The sequence below is a fragment of the Ramlibacter monticola genome (assembly GCF_016722785.1).
Taxonomy (GTDB): Bacteria; Pseudomonadota; Gammaproteobacteria; order Burkholderiales; family Burkholderiaceae_C; genus Ramlibacter; species Ramlibacter monticola.
In genome coordinates this window covers 417,867-436,277 of sequence record NZ_JAEQNE010000004.1, presented here as the reverse complement: position 1 = coordinate 436,277, position 18,411 = coordinate 417,867, and the positions used below count along the sequence as shown (strand labels likewise).

Annotated in this window: 15 protein-coding genes; 6 read left to right on the top strand and 9 right to left on the bottom strand. The window is 70.0% G+C overall.

Features of this window, described 5'->3' with window-relative positions; translation table 11 throughout:
- Positions 1-221: 221 nt before the first annotated feature.
- Positions 222-1,643, bottom strand: coding sequence for a wax ester/triacylglycerol synthase family O-acyltransferase (locus JJ685_RS18675; protein WP_236599100.1), 1,422 nt, complete (start codon positions 1,641-1,643; stop codon positions 222-224).
- A gap of 57 nt (positions 1,644-1,700) precedes the next feature.
- Here JJ685_RS18675 and JJ685_RS18670 point away from each other — a divergent pair, with 57 nt between their 5' ends.
- Positions 1,701-1,955, top strand: coding sequence for an acyl-CoA-binding protein (locus JJ685_RS18670; protein WP_201675816.1), 255 nt, complete (start codon positions 1,701-1,703; stop codon positions 1,953-1,955).
- 177 nt (positions 1,956-2,132) lie between these two features.
- Here the strand turns inward: JJ685_RS18670 and JJ685_RS18665 are convergent, their stop codons facing one another.
- The 3 genes from JJ685_RS18665 to JJ685_RS18655 are packed head-to-tail and all read right to left on the bottom strand — an operon-like array spanning position 2,133 to position 5,750.
- Positions 2,133-2,603 carry a polyhydroxyalkanoic acid system family protein gene (locus JJ685_RS18665; protein WP_201675815.1) on the bottom strand — a complete coding sequence of 157 codons (471 nt, stop codon included), beginning with the start codon at positions 2,601-2,603 and terminating at the stop codon, positions 2,133-2,135.
- Positions 2,596-3,672, bottom strand: a complete 1,077-nt coding sequence (locus JJ685_RS18660) for an aminopeptidase (RefSeq protein ID WP_201675848.1) — start codon at positions 3,670-3,672, stop codon at positions 2,596-2,598. The genes JJ685_RS18665 and JJ685_RS18660 overlap by 8 nt, the downstream gene beginning before the upstream one ends.
- A gap of 17 nt (positions 3,673-3,689) precedes the next feature.
- The gene (locus JJ685_RS18655; protein ID WP_201675814.1) at positions 3,690-5,750 is read right to left on the bottom strand and encodes a molybdopterin-containing oxidoreductase family protein; all 2,061 of its coding nucleotides are present in this window, start codon (positions 5,748-5,750) and stop codon (positions 3,690-3,692) included.
- A 135-nt stretch (positions 5,751-5,885) separates the two neighbouring features.
- Between JJ685_RS18655 and JJ685_RS18650 the strand changes: the two genes are divergently transcribed.
- Positions 5,886-7,019, top strand: a complete 1,134-nt coding sequence (locus tag JJ685_RS18650; RefSeq protein WP_201675813.1) for an ABC transporter substrate-binding protein — start codon at positions 5,886-5,888, stop codon at positions 7,017-7,019.
- Positions 7,020-7,023: 4 nt separating this feature from the next.
- On the opposite strand, the gene argE is transcribed toward JJ685_RS18650, so the two are convergent.
- Positions 7,024-8,193 carry an acetylornithine deacetylase gene (argE, locus tag JJ685_RS18645; RefSeq protein WP_201675812.1) on the bottom strand — a complete coding sequence of 390 codons (1,170 nt, stop codon included), beginning with the start codon at positions 8,191-8,193 and terminating at the stop codon, positions 7,024-7,026.
- 79 nt (positions 8,194-8,272) lie between these two features.
- Here argE and JJ685_RS18640 point away from each other — a divergent pair, with 79 nt between their 5' ends.
- Both JJ685_RS18640 and JJ685_RS18635 read left to right on the top strand, forming a co-directional pair.
- Positions 8,273-9,469 (top strand): M20 aminoacylase family protein, encoded by a 1,197-nt coding sequence (locus JJ685_RS18640; protein ID WP_201675811.1) that lies wholly within the window; start codon positions 8,273-8,275, stop codon positions 9,467-9,469.
- Positions 9,466-10,560 carry a M14 family metallopeptidase gene (locus JJ685_RS18635; protein ID WP_201675810.1) on the top strand — a complete coding sequence of 365 codons (1,095 nt, stop codon included), beginning with the start codon at positions 9,466-9,468 and terminating at the stop codon, positions 10,558-10,560. The genes JJ685_RS18640 and JJ685_RS18635 overlap by 4 nt, the downstream gene beginning before the upstream one ends.
- A 4-nt stretch (positions 10,561-10,564) precedes the next feature.
- On the opposite strand, the gene JJ685_RS18630 is transcribed toward JJ685_RS18635, so the two are convergent.
- The 3 genes from JJ685_RS18630 to JJ685_RS18620 are packed head-to-tail and all read right to left on the bottom strand — an operon-like array spanning position 10,565 to position 12,984.
- Entirely contained in the window at positions 10,565-11,338 is a 774-nt protein-coding gene (locus tag JJ685_RS18630; protein ID WP_201675809.1) for a type III pantothenate kinase, read from the bottom strand.
- A 13-nt stretch (positions 11,339-11,351) separates the two neighbouring features.
- Positions 11,352-12,278, bottom strand: a complete 927-nt coding sequence (locus tag JJ685_RS18625; protein ID WP_201675808.1) for a hypothetical protein — start codon at positions 12,276-12,278, stop codon at positions 11,352-11,354.
- A gap of 37 nt (positions 12,279-12,315) precedes the next feature.
- Positions 12,316-12,984 carry a helix-turn-helix transcriptional regulator gene (locus tag JJ685_RS18620; protein WP_201675807.1) on the bottom strand — a complete coding sequence of 223 codons (669 nt, stop codon included), beginning with the start codon at positions 12,982-12,984 and terminating at the stop codon, positions 12,316-12,318.
- A gap of 57 nt (positions 12,985-13,041) precedes the next feature.
- Between JJ685_RS18620 and JJ685_RS18615 the strand changes: the two genes are divergently transcribed.
- Positions 13,042-14,373 carry a sensor histidine kinase gene (locus JJ685_RS18615; protein WP_236599099.1) on the top strand — a complete coding sequence of 444 codons (1,332 nt, stop codon included), beginning with the start codon at positions 13,042-13,044 and terminating at the stop codon, positions 14,371-14,373.
- Between the two features lie 27 nt (positions 14,374-14,400).
- Entirely contained in the window at positions 14,401-15,378 is a 978-nt protein-coding gene (locus JJ685_RS18610; RefSeq protein ID WP_201675806.1) for a response regulator, read from the top strand.
- Between the two features lie 150 nt (positions 15,379-15,528).
- Here JJ685_RS18610 and secA read toward each other — a convergent pair whose 3' ends face one another.
- Positions 15,529-18,309 carry a preprotein translocase subunit SecA gene (gene secA / locus JJ685_RS18605; protein ID WP_201675846.1) on the bottom strand — a complete coding sequence of 927 codons (2,781 nt, stop codon included), beginning with the start codon at positions 18,307-18,309 and terminating at the stop codon, positions 15,529-15,531.
- Positions 18,310-18,411: the final 102 nt, after the last annotated feature.

Sequence of the window (18,411 nt, the reverse complement as noted above, 5' to 3'; positions counted from 1 at the left end):
CGAAGGACCGCCCCGTAAGATGCACCGACTTGCCCACCGCGGCGTGCGTTCGTCGCAAGCGACGCCCGCCGCCGTGGACAAGTCTGCCGAGCGCCTCGAACACAAAAATTCGGACAGCCCCATCGCAAAAGACGCAGAAGAAAACCTCTTGAGGTTTCCTTGTCCTTTTTGCGTCCTCTGCGTAACCTCTGCGCCCTCTGCGTTCGGCTGTTGGGTTTTCCTCAGCCCTCATCCCCCCACGGCAGCATCAGCGTCACCAGCGACAGCTTCGCGAACTCCGGCTCGAAGCGGTCGATGATCTGCTGCGGGTCGGGGCACAGTTGCGTGTCGCCCATCACGCCGAACTGCACGTTGCCGCCGTAGCTCAGGATCGACACGCCCAGGCCGATGTCGCCCGATTGCGGCACCCAGAACATCATCTGCTCGATCGTGGAGCCCAGGAAGGCCAGCGGCTCGCGCGGGCCCGGTACGTTGGTCATCACCGCGGTGGTCTTGCTGCGGAAGGTGTCCATGATCGCATCCTGCGCCGGCTTGACCAGCAGGCCCGCGAGCGCCAGCACCGCGAAGGCCAGCAGCGGCTGCGTGCTGCCCTTGAGCGCGTCCATGCGCCGCCGCACTTCGTAGACCCGCTCGATGGGGTTTTCCATGCCCACAGGCAGCACCAGCGGCGCCAGGCCGAAATGGTTGCCCAGCGCGTGCCCCTGCTGCGGCGGGCGCAGGTTCACCGGCACCATCGCGCGGATCTCCACGCCTTCCACGTCCTCGCCCCTGGCCCGCAGGTACTGCCCCAGTGCGCCGGCCACGCAGCTCAGGAGGACGTCGTTGATCGAGCAGTTGAGCGCCTTGCCGATCGCCTTCACCTCGGGCAGCGGCAGCGGCGGGCACCAGGCCACGCGCTTGCTTCCCCCGGGCTTGCCCTTGAGGGACGTGGGCGAGTCGTCGGGCATCAGCAGCAGCGCCGCCGCGTCGCCCAGGAGCTGCCACGCGCCCTGCGCCAGGTCGAGCGGGCCTTTCAGGCCGGGGGACGGCCGCTGCAGCAGGTGCAGCGAGCGCACGGCGCGATCGCCCGCCGCCTCCAGCCCCTTCAGCACCAGCGCCGCCAGCGGCCTCACCAGGCTTTCGGCCAGCCATTCCTCCGCGCCGTTGGCCTCCGCGCGGCTGGCGCGTTCCGGCGGCGGCTGGCCGCCATCGACGAGGGACAGGGTCACGCCGATGAGGGCGATGCCGTCGGCGATGCAGTGGTGGATGCGGAACACGATGGCGCTGCCGCCCTCGTGGTTCTCCACCAGGTGCAACTGCCACAGGGGCCGTCCGCGGTCCAGCGGCTGCATCGCGAGCTCGCCGATGCGCCGCTGCAGCGCCGCCTGCGCGCCGCCCCGGGTGCGCGGCAGCTTCTCGCGCACCACGTGCTGCGCCACGTCCACTTCGTGCTCCACCCAGCGGGCGGAGCCGCCGTGCTCCTCGACGCGCTGGCGGAAGCGCTCGTAGGGCAGCAGGCGCTCCTGCACGCGCGCGCACAGCTCGCGCCAGCGGATCGCGGGGCGCACGGTCCACACGCCCACGATCATCATCAGGTTGCTGGCCGAATCCATCCGCAGCCACGCGGTATCGACCTTCGACATGTTCTCGCCGGCCCGCTCCATCGCGTCCTCCTCGTGTCGTCCGCCTTAAGATAACCGGATTCATCTACCGGAGCATCCATGGCCGATCTCAACGCCGATTTCGAAGCCGCCGTCGCCAATTCGAAGAAGCTGTCCGAGCGTCCCGACAACGCCACCCTGCTGAAGATCTACGGGCTGTACAAGCAGGCCACGGTGGGGGACAACACCGAGAAGAAGCCCGGCTTCGGCGACATGGTGGGGCGCGCGAAGTGGGACGCGTGGAACGGGTTCAAGGGGACGTCCAGCGACGACGCGAAGCAGCAGTACATCGACCTGATCGCATCCCTGAGCTGAGGCGCGGGGTCGTTCTTGGGTAAAACCTGACAGCCGAACGCAGGGGGCGCAAAGGATCCGCAGAGGACGCAGAAAAATACCTTCAAAGGATTTCTCTGCGTCCTTTGCGTTCCTTTGCGCCCTCTGCGTTCGCTGTCTGGTTTTAGGGCCTAGCCGACGCGCGACGCCCTACTTCGCCTACTTCGCCTTCTTCGCCGGTGCCGCCCTGGCCTTGGCGGCGGGCTTGGGGGCCGCCTTCGTCGTCGGCTTGTGCGCTTCCGCATGCGGCTTCGCATGCTTGGGAGCGTGCTTGGGCTCGTGCTTCGCGTGCTTCGCCTCGTGCTTCGCCAGCCCCTGCTCGAAGGCGTGCAGCGGGTCCTTGTGCCCCAGCAGCTGGTCCAGGTTCCGGACGATCTCCGTCTCGATCTTGTGCTTGAACACCCCCAGCAGCATGCCCAGGCGCGCGCTCAGCTCGAAGCGGTCCCCGGTCACCTTCAGCTTGCCGTGCGCGCCCGCGCGCTTGAAGCTCACCACGTCGGCCTCGCTGCCCTCGGCGTAGGTGCACTCCATGTCGAGCTTCTTCTCCGCGACTTCGGCCCAGCGGAACGCCAGCTTGCGCGCCTGTTCGAGACCGAGCGCGTGCGCGCGAACGATGTGGATGTCAGCCAACGGAAGCCTCCTTCAATTTGCGATGCCGCTCTTCCTTGGGCAGCTTGCTCAGCTCCCGGGCCGCATCATAGAACCGCTGCCAGTCGTCGCCACCGGCGTGGAACAGCGCCTCGAAGGCGGGCACCAGTTCGTCGTAGGCAGCCTGCGCGCCGAAGTAGGCGTTGTTCGCGTCGCGCACCCAGCGGTCGTAGCCGCGCCACAGGGCGGGGTCGAAGCCGGAGCGCGCCTTCAGGGCCTCGTAGTCGGCCCGGAACTGCGCCATGATCCGGCCCTTGGCGAGGCCCTTCGCATCGGGCTCGAGACCGGGCGTGTCGTACAGCTCCTTGAGCCGCTGCCGCACCCCGCGCGACAGCTCGCGGAACATGCGGCGGCGGCCGTCGAACGCGGCGTACTCCTGCCGCGCGACCTCGCCCGCCTGCGTCTGCAGCCAGCGCGTGCCGCCCAGGCGTTCCACCGCGGTTGCGAACGACTCGTTGAAGGTCGTGTCGTTCTTCGCGTACACGACCTGGTGCGCCAGCTCGTGGAAGATCAGGCGCGCGAGTTCGCCTTCCGGATAGTTCACGAAGGTATTGAGCAGCGGGTCGCCGCCGGCCCAGTTCATGAGGCCCAGCGTGGAGTACGCGGTCACGGGGTAGACGTTGACCTCGTAGCCTTCCTGCGCGAGTTCCGAGGCCTCGCCGCGCGCCTTGGCTTCGTCGTAGTAGCCGCGGTAGCCCACGCAGCCGGTGACGGGGAAGCACCAGGTCTTGAGCTCCAGCGAGTACGCCGGGGCCGCCGTCACGTTCCAGACCGCGGCGTTGCGGTGCAGGTCGGCGTAGCGCCGGTAACTCGGGTTGTCGGGCAGCTTCAGTTCGCTGACCGCGTAGGCCCGGATACGCTGCGACAGCAGCAGGCGCTCCCGCAGGCGCGGCGAGGTCTGGGCCTCGGCGACCAGTTCCTCCACCGGCCGGGCGGAGGCCATGATGTTCAGGTGGCCCATGGCCGTCTGCCAGTAGTAGCCCAGGTTCGCGCACCCGGAGAGGCACAGCGTCGCCGCCACCGCCACCCCTGCCACCGCCGCCACGCCCATCAGGATTGCCTTCTTCCTCACGCCGGCTGGACTTCGACCAGGCAGTCGTAGAACACGGGCGCGCGGCCCAGGTCCGTGAGCTTCTGGCTGGTGAGCTGGTTGACGTTGGTCCCGGCCAGGCCCAGCTTGCGCCACCAGATGCCGAGGCCGTTGACCACCCCCGGGCGGGCGCGCGGCGACACCCGGGCCTTGCACACGTATTCGCCGCGGTCGTTGAACACGCGCACCACCTGCGCGTCGCGGATGCCGCGCGCGGCCGCGTCGTGCGCGTGCATCTCGAGGACGGGTTCGCCCTCGATGTCGCGCAGGCTTTCGACGTTGACGAAGGTGGAGTTCAGGAAGTTGCGCGCCGGCGGCGAGATCATCGCCAGCGGATAGCGCGACGAGGTGCCCGCGGCTTCGTAGTTGGGCACGTGGTCCGGCAGGCCGTCCAGGCCCTGGCGGGCAAGCCGCTCGCTGAAGAACTCGCAGCGCCCCGAAGCCGTGGGAAACCCGCCTTCGGCAAAGGGCGCGGCGGGAATGTCCAGGGTGGCGAAACCCCGCTCCAGCAGGAGCCCGAAGTCGACCTGGGCGCCGAAAGCCAGCCGGCACAGGCTCTCGTCGCTCTCGCGGAACAGCGGGTCGTCGAAGCCCATGCGCGCGGCGAGCTCGCGGAACACCTGCGTGTTGGGCCGCGCCTCGCCGCACGGGGCGATCGCCGGCCGGTTCAGCAGCACGTCCGTGTGACCGTACGAGGTGTGGATGTCCCAGTGTTCGAGCTGCGTCGTGGCCGGCAGCAGGTAGTCGGCGTAGTCCGCGGTGTCGGTGCGGAACTGCTCGATGACGACGGTGAACAGGTCCTCGCGGGCGAAGCCGCGCACCACCTGCCCGGACTCCGGCGCCACCGCCACCGGATTGCTGTTGTAGACGATCACCGCCTCGACCGCCGGGCCGAAGGAGGGCGAGGCAGGATGCAGCAGTGCGTCGCCGATCTGCACCATGTTGATGGTGCGTGGCTGGCGCCCGGCCAGCAGGTCCGGCCGTTGCAGCGCCGCCCGGTCGGCGGGATAGAAGCCGCCGCTGGAAAGCAGCACGCCGCCCGCGCGGTGGCGCCACGCCCCGGTCAGCGCGGGCAGGCAGGCCACCGCCCGCACGGCGTTGCCGCCGCCGCGCACCCGCTGCATGCCGTAGTTCAGGCGGATCGCGGCCGGCTTCGTGGTGCCGTAGTCGCGCGCCAGGTCGCGGATCTGCTGCGCCGGGATGCCGCACACCGCGGCCGCGCGCTCCGGCGTCCAGCGCAGGGCGCGCTCGCGCAGCGCCTCGAATCCGAGGGTGTGGCGCTGGATGTAGTCGTGGTCCAGCCAGTCGTTCACGATCAGCTCGTGCATCAGCGCCAGCGCCAGCGCCGCGTCGGTGCCGGGCAGCAGCTGGAGGTGCTCGTGGCACTTCTCGGCCGTCTCGCTGCGGCGCGGGTCGATGCAGACCAGCTTCGCGCCCTGCCGCTTCGCTTCCTGCGCGAGGCGCCAGAAGTGCAGGTTGCTGGCGATCGAGTTGCTGCCCCAGACCAGGATCAGCTTCGCCTCGGCGAAGAACTCCACCTTCATGCCGACCTTGCCGCCCAGCGTCTGGGTCAGCGCCTCAGCGCCGGCGGAGGCGCAGATCGTGCGATCGAGCAGCGAGGCGCCGAGCCGGTGGAAGAAGCGCGCGGCGATGCTCTCGCCCTGCACCAGCCCCATGGTGCCGGCATAGCTGTAAGGCAGGATGGCCTGCGGGTCGCGCGCGGCGATCGCCTGCAGCCGCGCCGCGATGGCGTCCAGCGCCGTGTCCCAGTCCACCGGTTCGAAGCGGCCCGAACCCTTGGGACCGACGCGGCGCATCGGCTGCAGCAGGCGCTCGGGGTGGTAGACCCGCTCGGTGTAGTGCGAGACCTTGTTGCACAGGACGCCGGCGGTCTGCGCATGGTCCGGGTTGCCCTGGACGCGGACCGCCACCCCGTCCTGCACGGTGGTCAGCAGCGCGCAGGTGTCGGGGCAGTCGTGCGGGCAGGCGCCGCGCACCGGGGGCCCGGCGGTTGCGGCAGGAAGGGAGGAAGCGGCCATGGGGCAATTTTCGTGGAGCGGCGGTCGGTCCGCTCCCCCATGCTACCGACGCCCGCCGACACCTAGGGAAATGGACTAAGTCAGCAGGCGCACACTGACAGGCATTCGACAGCCGCCCGAGCACAAAATTTGACAATGCTCAACCGTCGTAACTTCCACCGGGCCCTTGCGGGCGCCGCGGCACTCGTGGCAGTGCCCGGCCTGCGCGCCCAGGGGGATCGGATCCTGCTGGCGCAGTCCGCGCCCTTCACCGGCCCGGCCGCCCAGCTCGGCATCCAGTTCCACCAGGGCGCCCGGCTCTGCTTCGACCAGATCAATGCGCAGGGCGGCGTGCACCGCCGGACCATTGAACTCGTGCGTCTCGACGACGGCTACGAGCCGGACCGCTGCGCCGAGAACACCCGCAAGCTGCTCGCGGACGATCCGCTGGCGCTGTTCGGCTACATCGGCACCCCCACCAGCCTGGCGGCCCTGCCGCTGGCGACGGCGGCGAAGACGCCCTTCTTCGCGCCCTTCACCGGCGCGATGGCGCTGCGCCAGCCCTTCAACCGCTACGCCTTCCACCTGCGCGCCTCCTACAACGACGAGACGGGGCTGATCGTCAAGCAGCTCACCTCGCTGGGCCTGAACAAGATCGCCGTGTTCTGGCAGAACGACGCCTACGGCAAGGCCGGCCTCGACGGCGTGCAGCTCGCGCTGGCGGGGCAGAACCTCAAGCCCGTGGCGCAGGCCACGGTGGAGCGCAACTCGGTCAACGTGGCGCAGGCCGTCAAGGCGCTGGTGGCGGCGCAGCCGGATGCGATCGTGCAGATCAGCGCCTACAAGTCCTGCGCGGCCTTCATCCGCGCCGCCCGCGCGGCCGGCTACGGCGGCACCTTCCACAACGTGTCCTTCGTGGGCACGCAGGCGCTGGCCGACGAACTCGGCAAGGACGGCGCCGGCGTCGTGGTGTCCCAGGTGGTGCCCTCGCCCTACAACGCGGCACGGCCGCTCGTGCGCGAGTTCGTCGACGCCGTGAAGAAGGCGGGTGGCGAGCACCACGCCAACTTCTCCAGCATGGAGGGCTACCTCGCCGCCAAGGTGTTCGCCGAGGGCCTGCGGCGCGCGGGCGCGGCCCGGCCGACGCACGACTCGCTGATCGCCGGCCTGGAGGGCCTGGGCAACGAGATGTTCGGCGGTTTCAACGTGAGCTTCTCGCCGAGCGACCACGTCGCCTCGAAGTTCGTGGAACTGTCGATGCTGACGGGCGACGGGCGGGTGCGGACCTGAGCGCCTAGGCGATCTCGCGCACCCGGGCCAGGCCTTCCATGAAGGCCTGGCAGCGCATCAGCTGCTCCAGCGTCACGTATTCGTCCGGCTGGTGCGCCTGCGCGATGCTGCCGGGGCCGCACACCACCGAGCGGATCCCGGCGTCCTTGAACAGTCCCGCCTCGGTGCCGAACGCGACCAGCGTGGTGTGCTGCTCCCCAGCCAGTCGCAGCGCCAGCCGCGTCACCGCGTCCTCGGCCGAACCGAGGAAGCTCGGGATCTCGCAGATCGTCTCGAAGCGGATGCCCGTCTCCGGCGCCACCGCCTGCATCGCCGGCTCCAGCGAACGCGCGTACGCGACCACCTGCTGCTGCATGGCCCGGGCGTCCGCCGTCGGCAGGTCGCGGAACTCGTAGCGGAACTCGGCATCGCGCGGCACCACGTTGTCGGCGATTCCGCCGTGGAACTGGCCCACGCTGGCGGTCGAGAACGGCACGTCGAAACCCTCGTAGCGCGGTTCCTCGCGCTCGAAGGCCTCCGCCATGTCGCGCACCCGACCGACCACCCGCGCCGCCAGTTCGATCGCATTCACCGACCGGGGCGTGAGCGACGAGTGCGCCTCCTTGCCGCGCACGCAGCAGCGGTAGCGGTACACCCCCTTGTGCGCGACCGCGGGCACCATGCCGGTCGGCTCGCCGACGATGCAGGCGAGTGGCGCGATGCCCGCCTCGCGCAGGTCGGCGATCAGCTCGCGCACGCCGAAGCAGCCCACCTCCTCGTCGTAGCTGAAGGCCAGGTGGATCGCGAAGGGCAGGTCGGCCTCGAGGAACAGCGGCGCATGCGTGACCGCCGTGGCGATGAAGCCTTTCATGTCGGCCGAGCCCCGGCCGTAGAGGCGGCCGTCGCGGACCACGCCCCCCAGCGGATCGACCGACCAGTCCTGCCCGTCCCACGGCACCGTGTCGGTATGCCCCGAGAGGATCAGGCCGGCAGGCTTGCCCTCGCCCAGCGTGGCGAACAGGTTGGCCTTGGTGCGCTCCGCGTTCCAGCTCAGCCGGCAGGGCACGCCGAGCCGCGCCAGCTCGTCCCGCAGGCAGTGGATGAGCGCCAGGTTGGAGTTGGCGCTCACGGTGTTGAAGCCGACCAGGGTGCGCGCCAGCTCCAGGGCGCGGGGTGTCGCGGAGGTCACAGCCATCCACCGATTGTCACGGATATCCCCCATGCACACGCGCCGCGCCCACGGCTAGACTGCACCCCTCTTTGGCAGTACTCCCATGAAGCTCCTGGATTCCATCGTCACGCAAGCCGCGTCCATCGTGGCGCTGCGCCGCGACCTGCACGCGCATCCCGAACTTTCGTTCGAGGAGGCGCGCACCTCCGACCTGGTGGCGGCCCGCCTCGCCGAATGGGGCATCCCCGTCCAGCGCGGTCTCGGCAGGACCGGCGTGGTCGGCACCATCCGCAAGGGCACGTCCACCCGCGCCGTCGGCCTGCGCGCCGACATGGACGCCCTGCCCGTGCCCGAGGCCAACACCTTCCCCCATGCCAGCCGCCACCCCGGCAAGATGCACGCCTGCGGCCACGACGGCCACACCGCCATGCTGCTCGCGGCGGCGCGCCACCTCGCGCAGCACGGCAACTTCGACGGCACGGTGCACGTGATCTTCCAGCCCGCGGAGGAAAAGGGCGCGGGCGCGCACGAGATGATCCGCGACGGGCTGTTCGAGCGCTTCCCGATGGAGGCCGTGTTCGGCATGCACAACTGGCCGGGCGGGCAGGTCGGCAGGTTCGCCGCCAGTCCCGGGCCGGTGATGGCCTCCACCAACGAGTTCCGGATCGTCGTGCGCGGCAAGGGCAGCCACGGCGCGATGCCCCACCTGGGCGTCGATCCGGTGCCGATCGCCTGCGAGATGGTGCAGGCCTTCCAGACCATCGTCACGCGCAGCCGCAAGCCGATCGATCCCGCCGTGCTCTCGGTGACCATGATCCACGCCGGCGAGGCGACCAACGTGGTGCCGGACTCCTGCGAGCTGCAGGGGACGGTGCGCACCTTCACGCTGGAGGTGCTGGACCTGATCGAGCGCCGCATGCGCCAGGTGGCCGAGCACGTCTGCGCCGCCCACGAGGCCACGTGCGAGTTCGAGTTCGTGCGCAACTATCCCCCCACGGTGAATACGCCGGCCGAGGCCGAATTCGCCCGCAGGGTGATGGCCTCCATCGTCGGCGAGGAGAACGTGCTGGTGCAGGAACCCACCATGGGCGCGGAAGACTTCGCGTACATGCTGCAGGTGAAGCCGGGCGCCTACTGCTTCATCTACAACGGCGACGGCAGCCACCGCGGCAGCGGCCACGGCATGGGCCCCTGCACGCTGCACAACCCCAGCTACGACTTCAACGACGAACTCATCCCGCTGGGCGCGACCTACTGGGTGCGGCTGGCCGAAGAGTGGCTGGCGAAGGCATCTGCATGAACCCCGGCGAGACTTTCGCCGGGACCTACGCCCAGGCGCGGGAGAACTTCCTGCGCGCCGCCACGGAGGCCGGCCTGCCGGTGGAAGCCAAGCCGCATCCCGACCCCGGCCTGCAGGGCGAGCCGCTCGCCATGGACGTGGTGCGCGACGGCCACCCGAACGCCGCCAGGCTGCTGGTCCTCACCAGCGGCTGCCACGGCGTGGAAGGTTTCTGCGGCAGCGGCGTGCAGGTGGCTGCGCTGCGCGATGCGGAGCTGCGCCAGCGGGCGCAGGAGGCCGGCGTCGCGCTCCTGTACATCCACGCACTCAATCCCTACGGCTTCTCCCACCTGGGCCGCGCCACCCACGAGAACGTGGACCTGAATCGCAACTTCCACGATTTCACCCAGCCGCTGCCGGTGAACGAGGCCTACCGGGAGCTGCACGAGCTCCTGGTCCCCGCGAGCTGGCCGCCGCCGGAGGAGAACCAGCGCGCGGTCGGCCGCTACGTCGGCGAGCGCGGCATCGCGCACTACCAGGCGGTGGTCTCGCGCGGCCAGTACGAATACCCGGACGGCCTGTTCTACGGCGGCCGCGCGCCGTGCTGGAGCAACCTCGCGCTGCGCGAGGCGCTGCGCGCCCATGGCCGGCGCGCGGGCCGCATCGCCTGGATCGACATCCACACGGGCCTGGGCCCCAGCGGCGTGGGCGAGCGCATCCTCGCCGCCCGCGACGACGCGGCGTGCATCGCGCGCGCGACGAGCTGGTGGTCGGGCGGGGGCCGCACGCCGGTCACGTCGATCTACGACGGCAGCTCGAGCTCCGCCTTCCTCACGGGCCTGATGTTCGGCGCGGCGTACGAGGAGTGCCCGCAGGCCGAATACACCGGCATGGCGCTGGAGTACGGCACGGTGCCGGTGCTGGAAACCTTCCAGGCGCTGCGCGCGGAGCAGTGGCTGCGACGCCACCCCGAGGCGCCGGCGCCGCTGGCCGAGGCGATCCGCAGGCAGGTGTTCGAGGCGTTCTACACCGACACCGACGCGTGGCGCGCGCAGGTGTGGGCGCAGGCGCGCGAGGCCCTGCTGCAGGCCGTGGCCGGGCTCTCGGCCTGAGCCTTCAGGCCGCGCCCGCTCGCGTGCCGGCGATCACCAGCAGGCCGTCGAAGATCAGGCTTTCCACCAGCTCGAACTGCTCCAGCATGTGGGGCGCCATCTTCCAGCCCGCGCCGCCCGTCATGTAGCAGGCCGGCTCGGTGCCGCAGCGGCGCCGCACGTGCTGCACCATCCGCTCGATGGCGCCGGCGATGGCGAAGGTGCCGCCGCTGGTGAGCGCATCGCTGGTGTTGGTCGGGAATTCGCGCACCTCGCCGGTGGGCACGTGCAGGCCGGCCGTGCCGCTTTCCAGCGCGCGCAGCATGATGCCGTGGCCCGGCAGGATGAAGCCGCCCAGGAAGCGCCCGTGCTGGTCCACCGCTTCCACCGTGACCGCGGTGCCGACCATGACGACCACCATGGGGCGGATGGGCCCGTTGGCCAGCATGCGGTGGCGCGCGCCGATCATGCCGACCCAGCGGTCGGCGCCCAGGCGCGTGGGATGGTCGTAGCCGTTGATCACGCCGGCCTCGGCCGCGCTCGCCACCACCCAGTGCGCGGGCACCACCCACAGCTCCTCCATCTGCTCCTCGACCCGGCGCTTGACCGCGTCGGCGGCCACGCAGCAGCCCAGCATGCGTTCGGGCGGCCCGAGCCGGGACCACTCGCCGTCGGCCAGCTTGTCGATGTTCTCGAGGAATTCCGCGCCGGTGGCGAGCGGCTGCGCGCCCTGCTGCGCATGCGCGTACAGGGCCCACTTGAGGCGTGTGTTGCCGATGTCGACGGCGAGGAAGGTCATGGGCGCGGCACTCTCATGCGGCCGCCTGCAGCGGCTCCTGCAGGGCGGCGAGTTCGTGGCCCAGGGCCTGGTCCTGCGACTGCAGGGCGTTCGCGTCGGCGGCCCCCTGGCCCAGGGCCTCGCCGAGGCGGCGCAAGCCCTGCCGGGCCGCATCCAGCTTCGCGGCGTCGGGCGGGGTTCCCGCCAGTTCGGCCAGCGCATCGAGCTGCCGGCTCGCCTCCTTCCAGCCGGCGTCCAGCTGCTGCAGCGAAGCGGCCAGCGCGGCGCGGCGCGGCGCGGCCGCCTTGCAGTGCTCCACCATCTTCACCGCGGCGGCATCCGCCGTGCGCAGGCGCTTCAGGCGCTCCACCAGCAGTTCGCAGCGGCGCGTGTCCTCCTCGATCTTCTCCAGGGCGGCGGCGTCGCCGCCTTCGGCCCCGCGCGCCTTGAGCTGGTTGCGCATGTCCTGCAGCCAGCGGGCGCCCTGGTCCATGATCTTCTGGATCGCCCGCGCCTCCACCTCGCACTCGACCACCGAGCGCTCCAGGGCCGGCGCCTGCGCCTGCAGCCGCTGCTGCAGCGCGCGCACTTCCTTCGCCAGCGCATCGCCGGCGCGCCCGCAGCGCGCGGCCTGGCCGCGGAAGGCGGCTGCGGCCTCCTTGCCCTTGCCCGTCGCGCGCGCCAGCCAGCCCTTCGGCGCCAGCAGCGAGAAATCCAGTTCGACCAGCGCGGCGGCGAGCTCCGCGCACGCCTGCCCGGCGGCCGCGTACTGCGGATCGCCCACCTGCGTTTCCAGCTGCCGCCGCAGGTCCAGCAGGCGCCGGACGTGGCCGCTGCCGGCATCCGCGGCCAGCTGGTCCAGCCACGCCGAGGGGGACGCCGCCGGCGTGGGCCGGACTTTCAGCTGCGCCAGCCTGGCGGGCGTCATCAGGGACGCGGTGCGGTCGTCGTCGTCGCTCATGGTCGCCAATATAAACCCCCGGATGAGCTACCAGGACCTACAGCGCACCGAGCCAGCAGGCGCGCTGGATGGCCGCCAGCTTGTTGTCCGCGCGCAGCTTGTTCATGGCATTGGCCAGGTGGTAGTTCACCGTCCGCTCGGAACACTGCAGCGCCTGCGAGGTCTCCCGGGCCGTGAGGCCGCGGAAGGCGAGCTCCAGGCATTCCAGCTCGCGCGGGCTGAGCATCGAGCGCGCGCCGGCGATGGAGCGCTTCACCAGCGGCCAGATGTTCAGCGCCGACCAGGCCAGCTGGGCCACCTCGGCGCGGTCGGTCAGCTCGCGCGGGCTGAACATGAAGCACTCGAAGGCGCGGCCCGCCGGCAGCGAGAACTCGACCCGCACCAGCGTCTGGTAGCCGTGCGCCATCCAGAGCAGGCGCCAGCGGCTGGTGCCCTGGGGATCGGAGCGGGCGATGGTCTGCCAGGCCACCAGCGGCGCATCGGAATCGCGCCAGCGGGCGCCGAAGTCGCGGCTTTCGGCCAGCGCCTGGGCGGCCTCGGCCACCAGCGGCGGGTGCACCGCCACCACCAGCCGGTCCTCGTTGCCGCCGAAGGGATCGGGCCCGAGCACCACCACGGCCTCGACGGAAAACGCGCGCAGCGCCGCCACCCAGTCGCTGAGGATGCCGTCGAGGCTGACACTGTCAAAGTTAGCAGGGGTCCCCATGCATCGTCATTCGTGGCACCGCCGGGCTGTGACAATATCACCATCGGACCATCTCCAATGAACGAGGACCTGCACCGGCCCAGCTTTACGCCCGCTCCGGCACGCGCAGTGCTCGAGACGGCGCGCTACCGCATGCGCCAGTGGGCGACGCGGGAGGTGCTGGCGCCCATCGCGGACTCGGTCCTGCATCCCTCGCCGTGGCGCATCCGCGCCCTGGGAGCGTGCACCCTGGTCGGGCATCCGCTGGCCTACCTGATCTGGGTCTTCTGGCTGCCCCAGCCGTACGAGAACCTGTTCCTGCGCGTCCTGATGGCGCTCTGCGGCGCCGCCCTGCTGGCCATCGGCGCCGCGACCCGGTCCCCGCCCGGCCGCGCGGCCGCGATCGGGCTGCTGGCGCTGTTCTGGCTGACCCTGCCCTGGTTCTTCACCTGGATGTACTTCTGCAACAGCGGCTCCCCCGTCTGGCTCGCCAGCATGGCCGCGATGCTGCTGGTCTACTACCAGCTCACCGACTGGCGCCTGGCCACGGTCGGGACCTCCGCCGGGATGCTGGTTGCCTGGCTGGCGTTCGCGAACTTCGGCCCCGAGGTGCGGCCGGTGGCGCCGGGCGTCGAGGCGGTCAACGGCGTGGTGCTCGCCTGCTGCTGGTTCATGGGCATCGTGCTGGGCGTCTCCACCTCCAACCTGCGCCGCGAGCAGCTCAATTCGACCCTCGACACGATGGGCATCGTCGCCCACGAGCTGCGCACGCCGCTGGCGACGATGCAGCTGATCGGCGAGGCGCTGCGCAGCGAGGCGCCGGAGCACGGCGGCGAGAACCGCGAGCGGCTGGAACAGCTGGCCGAGCGCCTGAACAACCTGGTGCGCAACATGAACCACCAGATCGACATGCAGATGACCAACGCGCGCCTCATGCGGCTGGCGGCGAACGCCGAGCGCCTGTCCGCGGCGGACCTCGTGCAGCGGGCCATCGCCAACTACCCCTTCCGCAGCTCGCGCGAGCGGCAGTGCGTGGTGGTGCGCGTGTACAGCGACTTCCACTTCCTCGGCTCGCAGAAGCTGTTCTCGCAGGTGATCGACAACCTGACCAAGAACGCGCTGCGCTCGCTCGCGGCGGCCTTCTCGGCCAGCCGGCCCGGGGACCTGCTGATCGAAATCGGCGCGCAGGGGCCGCGGGGCCGCATCGTCTTCACCGACAATGGCGTCGGCATGGAACCCGAACTGCAGGCCCGCATCTTCCAGCCCTTCTTCTCCACCGACCGGGGGACGGGGCACGGCCTCGGCCTGGCGTTCTGCCAGCGCGTGATCCAGGCCGCACAGGGTACGATCCGCGTGAAGTCCGCCCGCCACCATGGCGCGGTCTTCACGGTCGAACTGCCGGTGGCGTAGCAAAATGCGGCTCCCACGCAAGCACTCATGACTTTTCCCCTGTTCCATCGCCCCGGCACCGTGGTCTTCCTGGATGACGATCCGGACTACCTGGAGATGCTGGCACTGGTGCTGCCGCGGCAATGGCACCTGAAACTGTTCCTGCGGCCCACGGACTGCATCGCCCACCTGCTGCAGGAGCCGCCGTTCTGGGAGGCGGATGCCTGGAACCAGCAGCAGCTGATCGCGCTGTGGCGCGAGGGCAAGCCCCTGATCCCGCAGATCCTGGCCTACTGGTCGCGCTATACCGAGCGCTACGCGCTCTCGCGCGTGTGCGTGGTGGACTTCTCCATGCCGGGCATGGACGGCCTGCAGGTGCTCTCCGAGCTCGGCGACTGGCCCGGCACGCGCGTGCTGCTCACCGGGCAGGCCGACGAGCAGGTGGCCGTGCGCGCCTTCAACCGCGGCCTGATCGACCAGTTCATCCCGAAGCAGACGCAGGACATCTCGCGCCGCCTGGTCGAGGCGGTGGAGCACCTGCTCTTCACCTCGCATTCGCGCCACGCCCAGATCTGGCGCTCCACGCTGACGCAGGAACAGAGCGCCCTGCTGCGCGCGCCGGGCGTGGACAGCTGGCTGGCCGCCTTCTGCGCCCGCAACTGGGTGGAGCACGTGGTGATCGGCGCGCCCTTCGGCGTGCTGGGCATGGACGCGGCCGGCCGGATAGGCTGGCTGCAGCTGGAGACGCCGCAGGGCCTGCACGCCCTGGCCGAACTGGCTGAAGTGGCCGGGGTGCCGTCCTCCGGCGTGGACGACATCCGCAAGGGCCTGCGCCTGGCCGACATCGAGCTGCGTCAGGCCCTGTCTTCGACGCAGCCGCCGGCGCTGGTCACCGCCGTGCCGGTCGGCGAAGGCGGCGCCCTGGTCGGCGCCCTGTTCCCCGTCGAAGCCCCCAGCGGTCCGGACCCGGACAACAGCTACAGCCGCTGGCTGGCGCGCCAGGCGAAGCGGCACGTGCAGGACTAGGTTCCAGGGAAGGCACCCTGTCAGATCTGACAGGGTGCCTTGTCACGATCTCACCACATCGGGTGACAACCGGCGCATTCACTTGCGCCGCCTGCGCTCGCCAATGAAAAAGCCGGGCGGCGCCCGGCTTTCCTGCCCCTCGAAGGACGGTCAGGTCAGCTGCCCGTGGCAGTGCTTGTACTTCTTGCCGCTGCCGCAGGGGCAGGGGTCGTTGCGGCCCACGCGCGGCAGGCCGCCGGCCATGGCGGCGGCCATCGGGCGGCGCTGCGCCGCCTGCGCGGTGGCCGTGTCGAGCGTGCTCTCCACCTCGCCGGTCTCGGTCGGCGCCGTGTAGGTGACATTGGCGACGCGCTCGGCGCGCTGCTCCATCTCCTCCGTCGCTTCCTCGATCTGCTCGGAGGACTGGATCTTCACCGTCATCAGCACGCGCGAGACCTGGTTCTTCACCGCGTCGAGCATCTGGCCGAACAGCTCGAAGGCCTCGCGCTTGTACTCCTGCTTCGGCTGCTTCTGCGCGTAGCCGCGCAGGTGGATGCCCTGGCGCAGGTAGTCCAGCGCGGCCAGGTGCTCGCGCCAGTGGCTGTCGATGCTTTGCAGCAGCACCATGCGCTCGAACTGGGTGAAGTTCTCCTCGCCGACCATGTCCACCTTGGCCTTGAAGGCCTTGTGCGCCTCGGCGACCACGCGCTCCACGATGTCGTCGTCGGTGATCGCGGTCGCGGCCTCGACTTCCTGGCGCAGCGGCACCTCGATGCCCCACTCGTCGGCCAGCACCTTCTCGAGGCTGGCCAGGTCCCACTGCTCCTCCACCGATTCCGGCGGAACGTACTGGTGCACCAGGTCGGTGAAGCAGCCTTCGCGCAGCGAGGCGATCTGCGCCGACAGGTCCTTCGCGTCGAGGATGTCGTTGCGCTGCTGGTAGATCACCTTGCGCTGGTCGTTGGCGACGTCGTCGTATTCGAGCAGTTGCTTGCGGATGTCGAAGTTGCGGCCTTCGACCTTGCGCTGCGCGCTCTCGATGGAGCGGGTGACGATGCCGGCCTCGATCGCCTCGCCCTCGGGCATCTTCAGGCGGTCCATGATCGCGCGCACGCGGTCGCCCGCGAAGATGCGCATCAGCGGGTCGTCCAGCGACAGGAAGAAGCGCGAGGAGCCCGGGTCGCCCTGGCGGCCCGAGCGGCCGCGCAGCTGGTTGTCGATGCGGCGGGATTCGTGCCGCTCGGTGGCGATGATGCGCAGGCCGCCGAGGCCCACCACCAGCTCGTGGTCCTTCTGCCATTGCGCGCGCATCTCGGCGATGCGCTGCGCCTTGGCCGCGGGGTCGATGCCCTCGTCGGCCTCGAGCGCCTCGACGGCCTTCTCCACGTTGCCGCCCAGCACGATGTCGGTGCCGCGACCCGCCATGTTGGTGGCGATCGTGATCATCTTCGGCCGGCCGGCCTGCGCCACGATGTCGGCTTCGCGCGCGTGCTGCTTGGCATTGAGCACCTGGTGCGGCAGCTGCGCGCGCTCCAGCAGCTGCGAGATCACTTCCGAGTTCTCGATCGAGGTGGTGCCCACCAGCACCGGCTGGCCGCGCTCGTGGCACTCGCGGATGTCCTCGATCGCCGCGTCGTACTTCTCCTTCGTCGTCTTGTAGACGCGATCGAGCTGGTCGTCGCGGCTGCTCGGCTTGTTGGGCGGGATCACCACGGTCTCGAGGCCGTAGATCTCCTGGAATTCGTAGGCTTCCGTGTCGGCCGTGCCGGTCATGCCGGCCAGCTTGCCGTACAGGCGGAAGTAGTTCTGGAAGGTGATCGAGGCGAGCGTCTGGTTCTCGGGCTGGATGGACACGCCTTCCTTGGCCTCCACGGCCTGGTGCAGGCCGTCGCTCCAGCGCCGGCCCTGCATCAGGCGGCCGGTGAACTCGTCGACGATGATGATCTCGCCTTCCTGCACCACGTAATGCTGGTCGCGGTGGTACAGGTGGTTGGCCCGCAGCGCCGCGTTCAGGTGGTGCATCAGCGCGATGTTGGCCGGGTCGTACAGCGTCGCGCCCTCGGCGATCAGGCCCAGGTTGGTCAGCACCTTCTCGGCCTTCTCGTGTCCCATCTCGGTGAGGAACACCTGGTGCGTCTTCTCGTCCAGCGTGAAGTCGCCGGGCTTGGTGATGCCCTCGCCGGTGCGCGGGTCGGCTTCGCCCTCCTGCTTCGTGAGCAGGGGCACGACCCGGTTCATCGTGATGTACAGGTCGGTGTGGTCCTCGGCCTGGCCGCTGATGATCAGCGGCGTGCGCGCCTCGTCGATCAGGATCGAGTCCACCTCGTCGACGATGGCGTAGTTCAGGCCCCGCTGCACGCGGTCCTGCGTTTCGTACACCATGTTGTCGCGCAGGTAGTCGAAGCCGTACTCGTTGTTCGTGCCGTAGGTGATGTCCGAGTGGTAGGCGGCCTGCTTCTGGTCCTTGGGCATCTGCGGCAGGTTCACGCCGACCGAGAGGCCCAGGAAGTTGTAGAGCTTGCCCATCCACTGGGCGTCGCGGTTGGCCAGGTAGTCGTTGACCGTCACCACGTGCACGCCCTTGCCGGAGAGCGCGTTCAGGTACACCGGCAGCGTGGCGGTGAGCGTCTTGCCCTCGCCGGTGCGCATCTCGGCGATCTTGCCCTGGTGCAGCGCGATGCCGCCCATCAGCTGGACGTCGAAGTGGCGCATCTTCATGATGCGCTTGGAGCCTTCGCGCACGACCGCGAAGGCTTCCGGCAGCAGGTCGTCGAGCGTGGCGCCCTGGCCCACGCGCTCGCGGAATTCCTGGGTCTTGGCGCGGAGCTGGTCGTCCGACAGCTGTTCCAGCTTCGGTTCCAGCGCATTGATTTGCTCCACGGTGCGCCGGTACTGCTTGAGCAGGCGGTCGTTGCGGGAGCCGAAGATCTTGGTCAGGAAGTTGGTGGCCATGGGCGCGGTGGAGGTCACGGCCCGCTGCTCGCGGGAGGGACGGCGCTGTCCTTTTTTGTTCAGCAGGTTTGGGGCCGTCGCGCGCCGAATCCGGCAGCACGA

Bases quoted from the DNA above. Each gene is read 5' to 3' on its own strand.
- JJ685_RS18675 (WP_236599100.1), bottom strand. From the start codon at position 1,643: ATGGAGCGGGCCGGCGAGAACATGTCGAAGGTCGATACCGCGTGGCTG.
- JJ685_RS18670 (WP_201675816.1), top strand. From the start codon at position 1,701: ATGGCCGATCTCAACGCCGATTTCGAAGCCGCCGTCGCCAATTCGAAG.
- JJ685_RS18660 (WP_201675848.1), bottom strand. From the start codon at position 3,672: ATGGGCGTGGCGGCGGTGGCAGGGGTGGCGGTGGCGGCGACGCTGTGC.
- JJ685_RS18655 (WP_201675814.1), bottom strand. From the start codon at position 5,750: ATGGCCGCTTCCTCCCTTCCTGCCGCAACCGCCGGGCCCCCGGTGCGC.
- JJ685_RS18650 (WP_201675813.1), top strand. From the start codon at position 5,886: ATGCTCAACCGTCGTAACTTCCACCGGGCCCTTGCGGGCGCCGCGGCA.
- argE (WP_201675812.1), bottom strand. From the start codon at position 8,193: ATGGCTGTGACCTCCGCGACACCCCGCGCCCTGGAGCTGGCGCGCACC.
- JJ685_RS18640 (WP_201675811.1), top strand. From the start codon at position 8,273: ATGAAGCTCCTGGATTCCATCGTCACGCAAGCCGCGTCCATCGTGGCG.
- JJ685_RS18635 (WP_201675810.1), top strand. From the start codon at position 9,466: ATGAACCCCGGCGAGACTTTCGCCGGGACCTACGCCCAGGCGCGGGAG.
- JJ685_RS18630 (WP_201675809.1), bottom strand. From the start codon at position 11,338: ATGACCTTCCTCGCCGTCGACATCGGCAACACACGCCTCAAGTGGGCC.
- JJ685_RS18625 (WP_201675808.1), bottom strand. From the start codon at position 12,278: ATGAGCGACGACGACGACCGCACCGCGTCCCTGATGACGCCCGCCAGG.
- JJ685_RS18620 (WP_201675807.1), bottom strand. From the start codon at position 12,984: ATGGGGACCCCTGCTAACTTTGACAGTGTCAGCCTCGACGGCATCCTC.
- JJ685_RS18615 (WP_236599099.1), top strand. From the start codon at position 13,042: ATGAACGAGGACCTGCACCGGCCCAGCTTTACGCCCGCTCCGGCACGC.
- JJ685_RS18610 (WP_201675806.1), top strand. From the start codon at position 14,401: ATGACTTTTCCCCTGTTCCATCGCCCCGGCACCGTGGTCTTCCTGGAT.
- secA (WP_201675846.1), bottom strand. From the start codon at position 18,309: ATGGCCACCAACTTCCTGACCAAGATCTTCGGCTCCCGCAACGACCGC.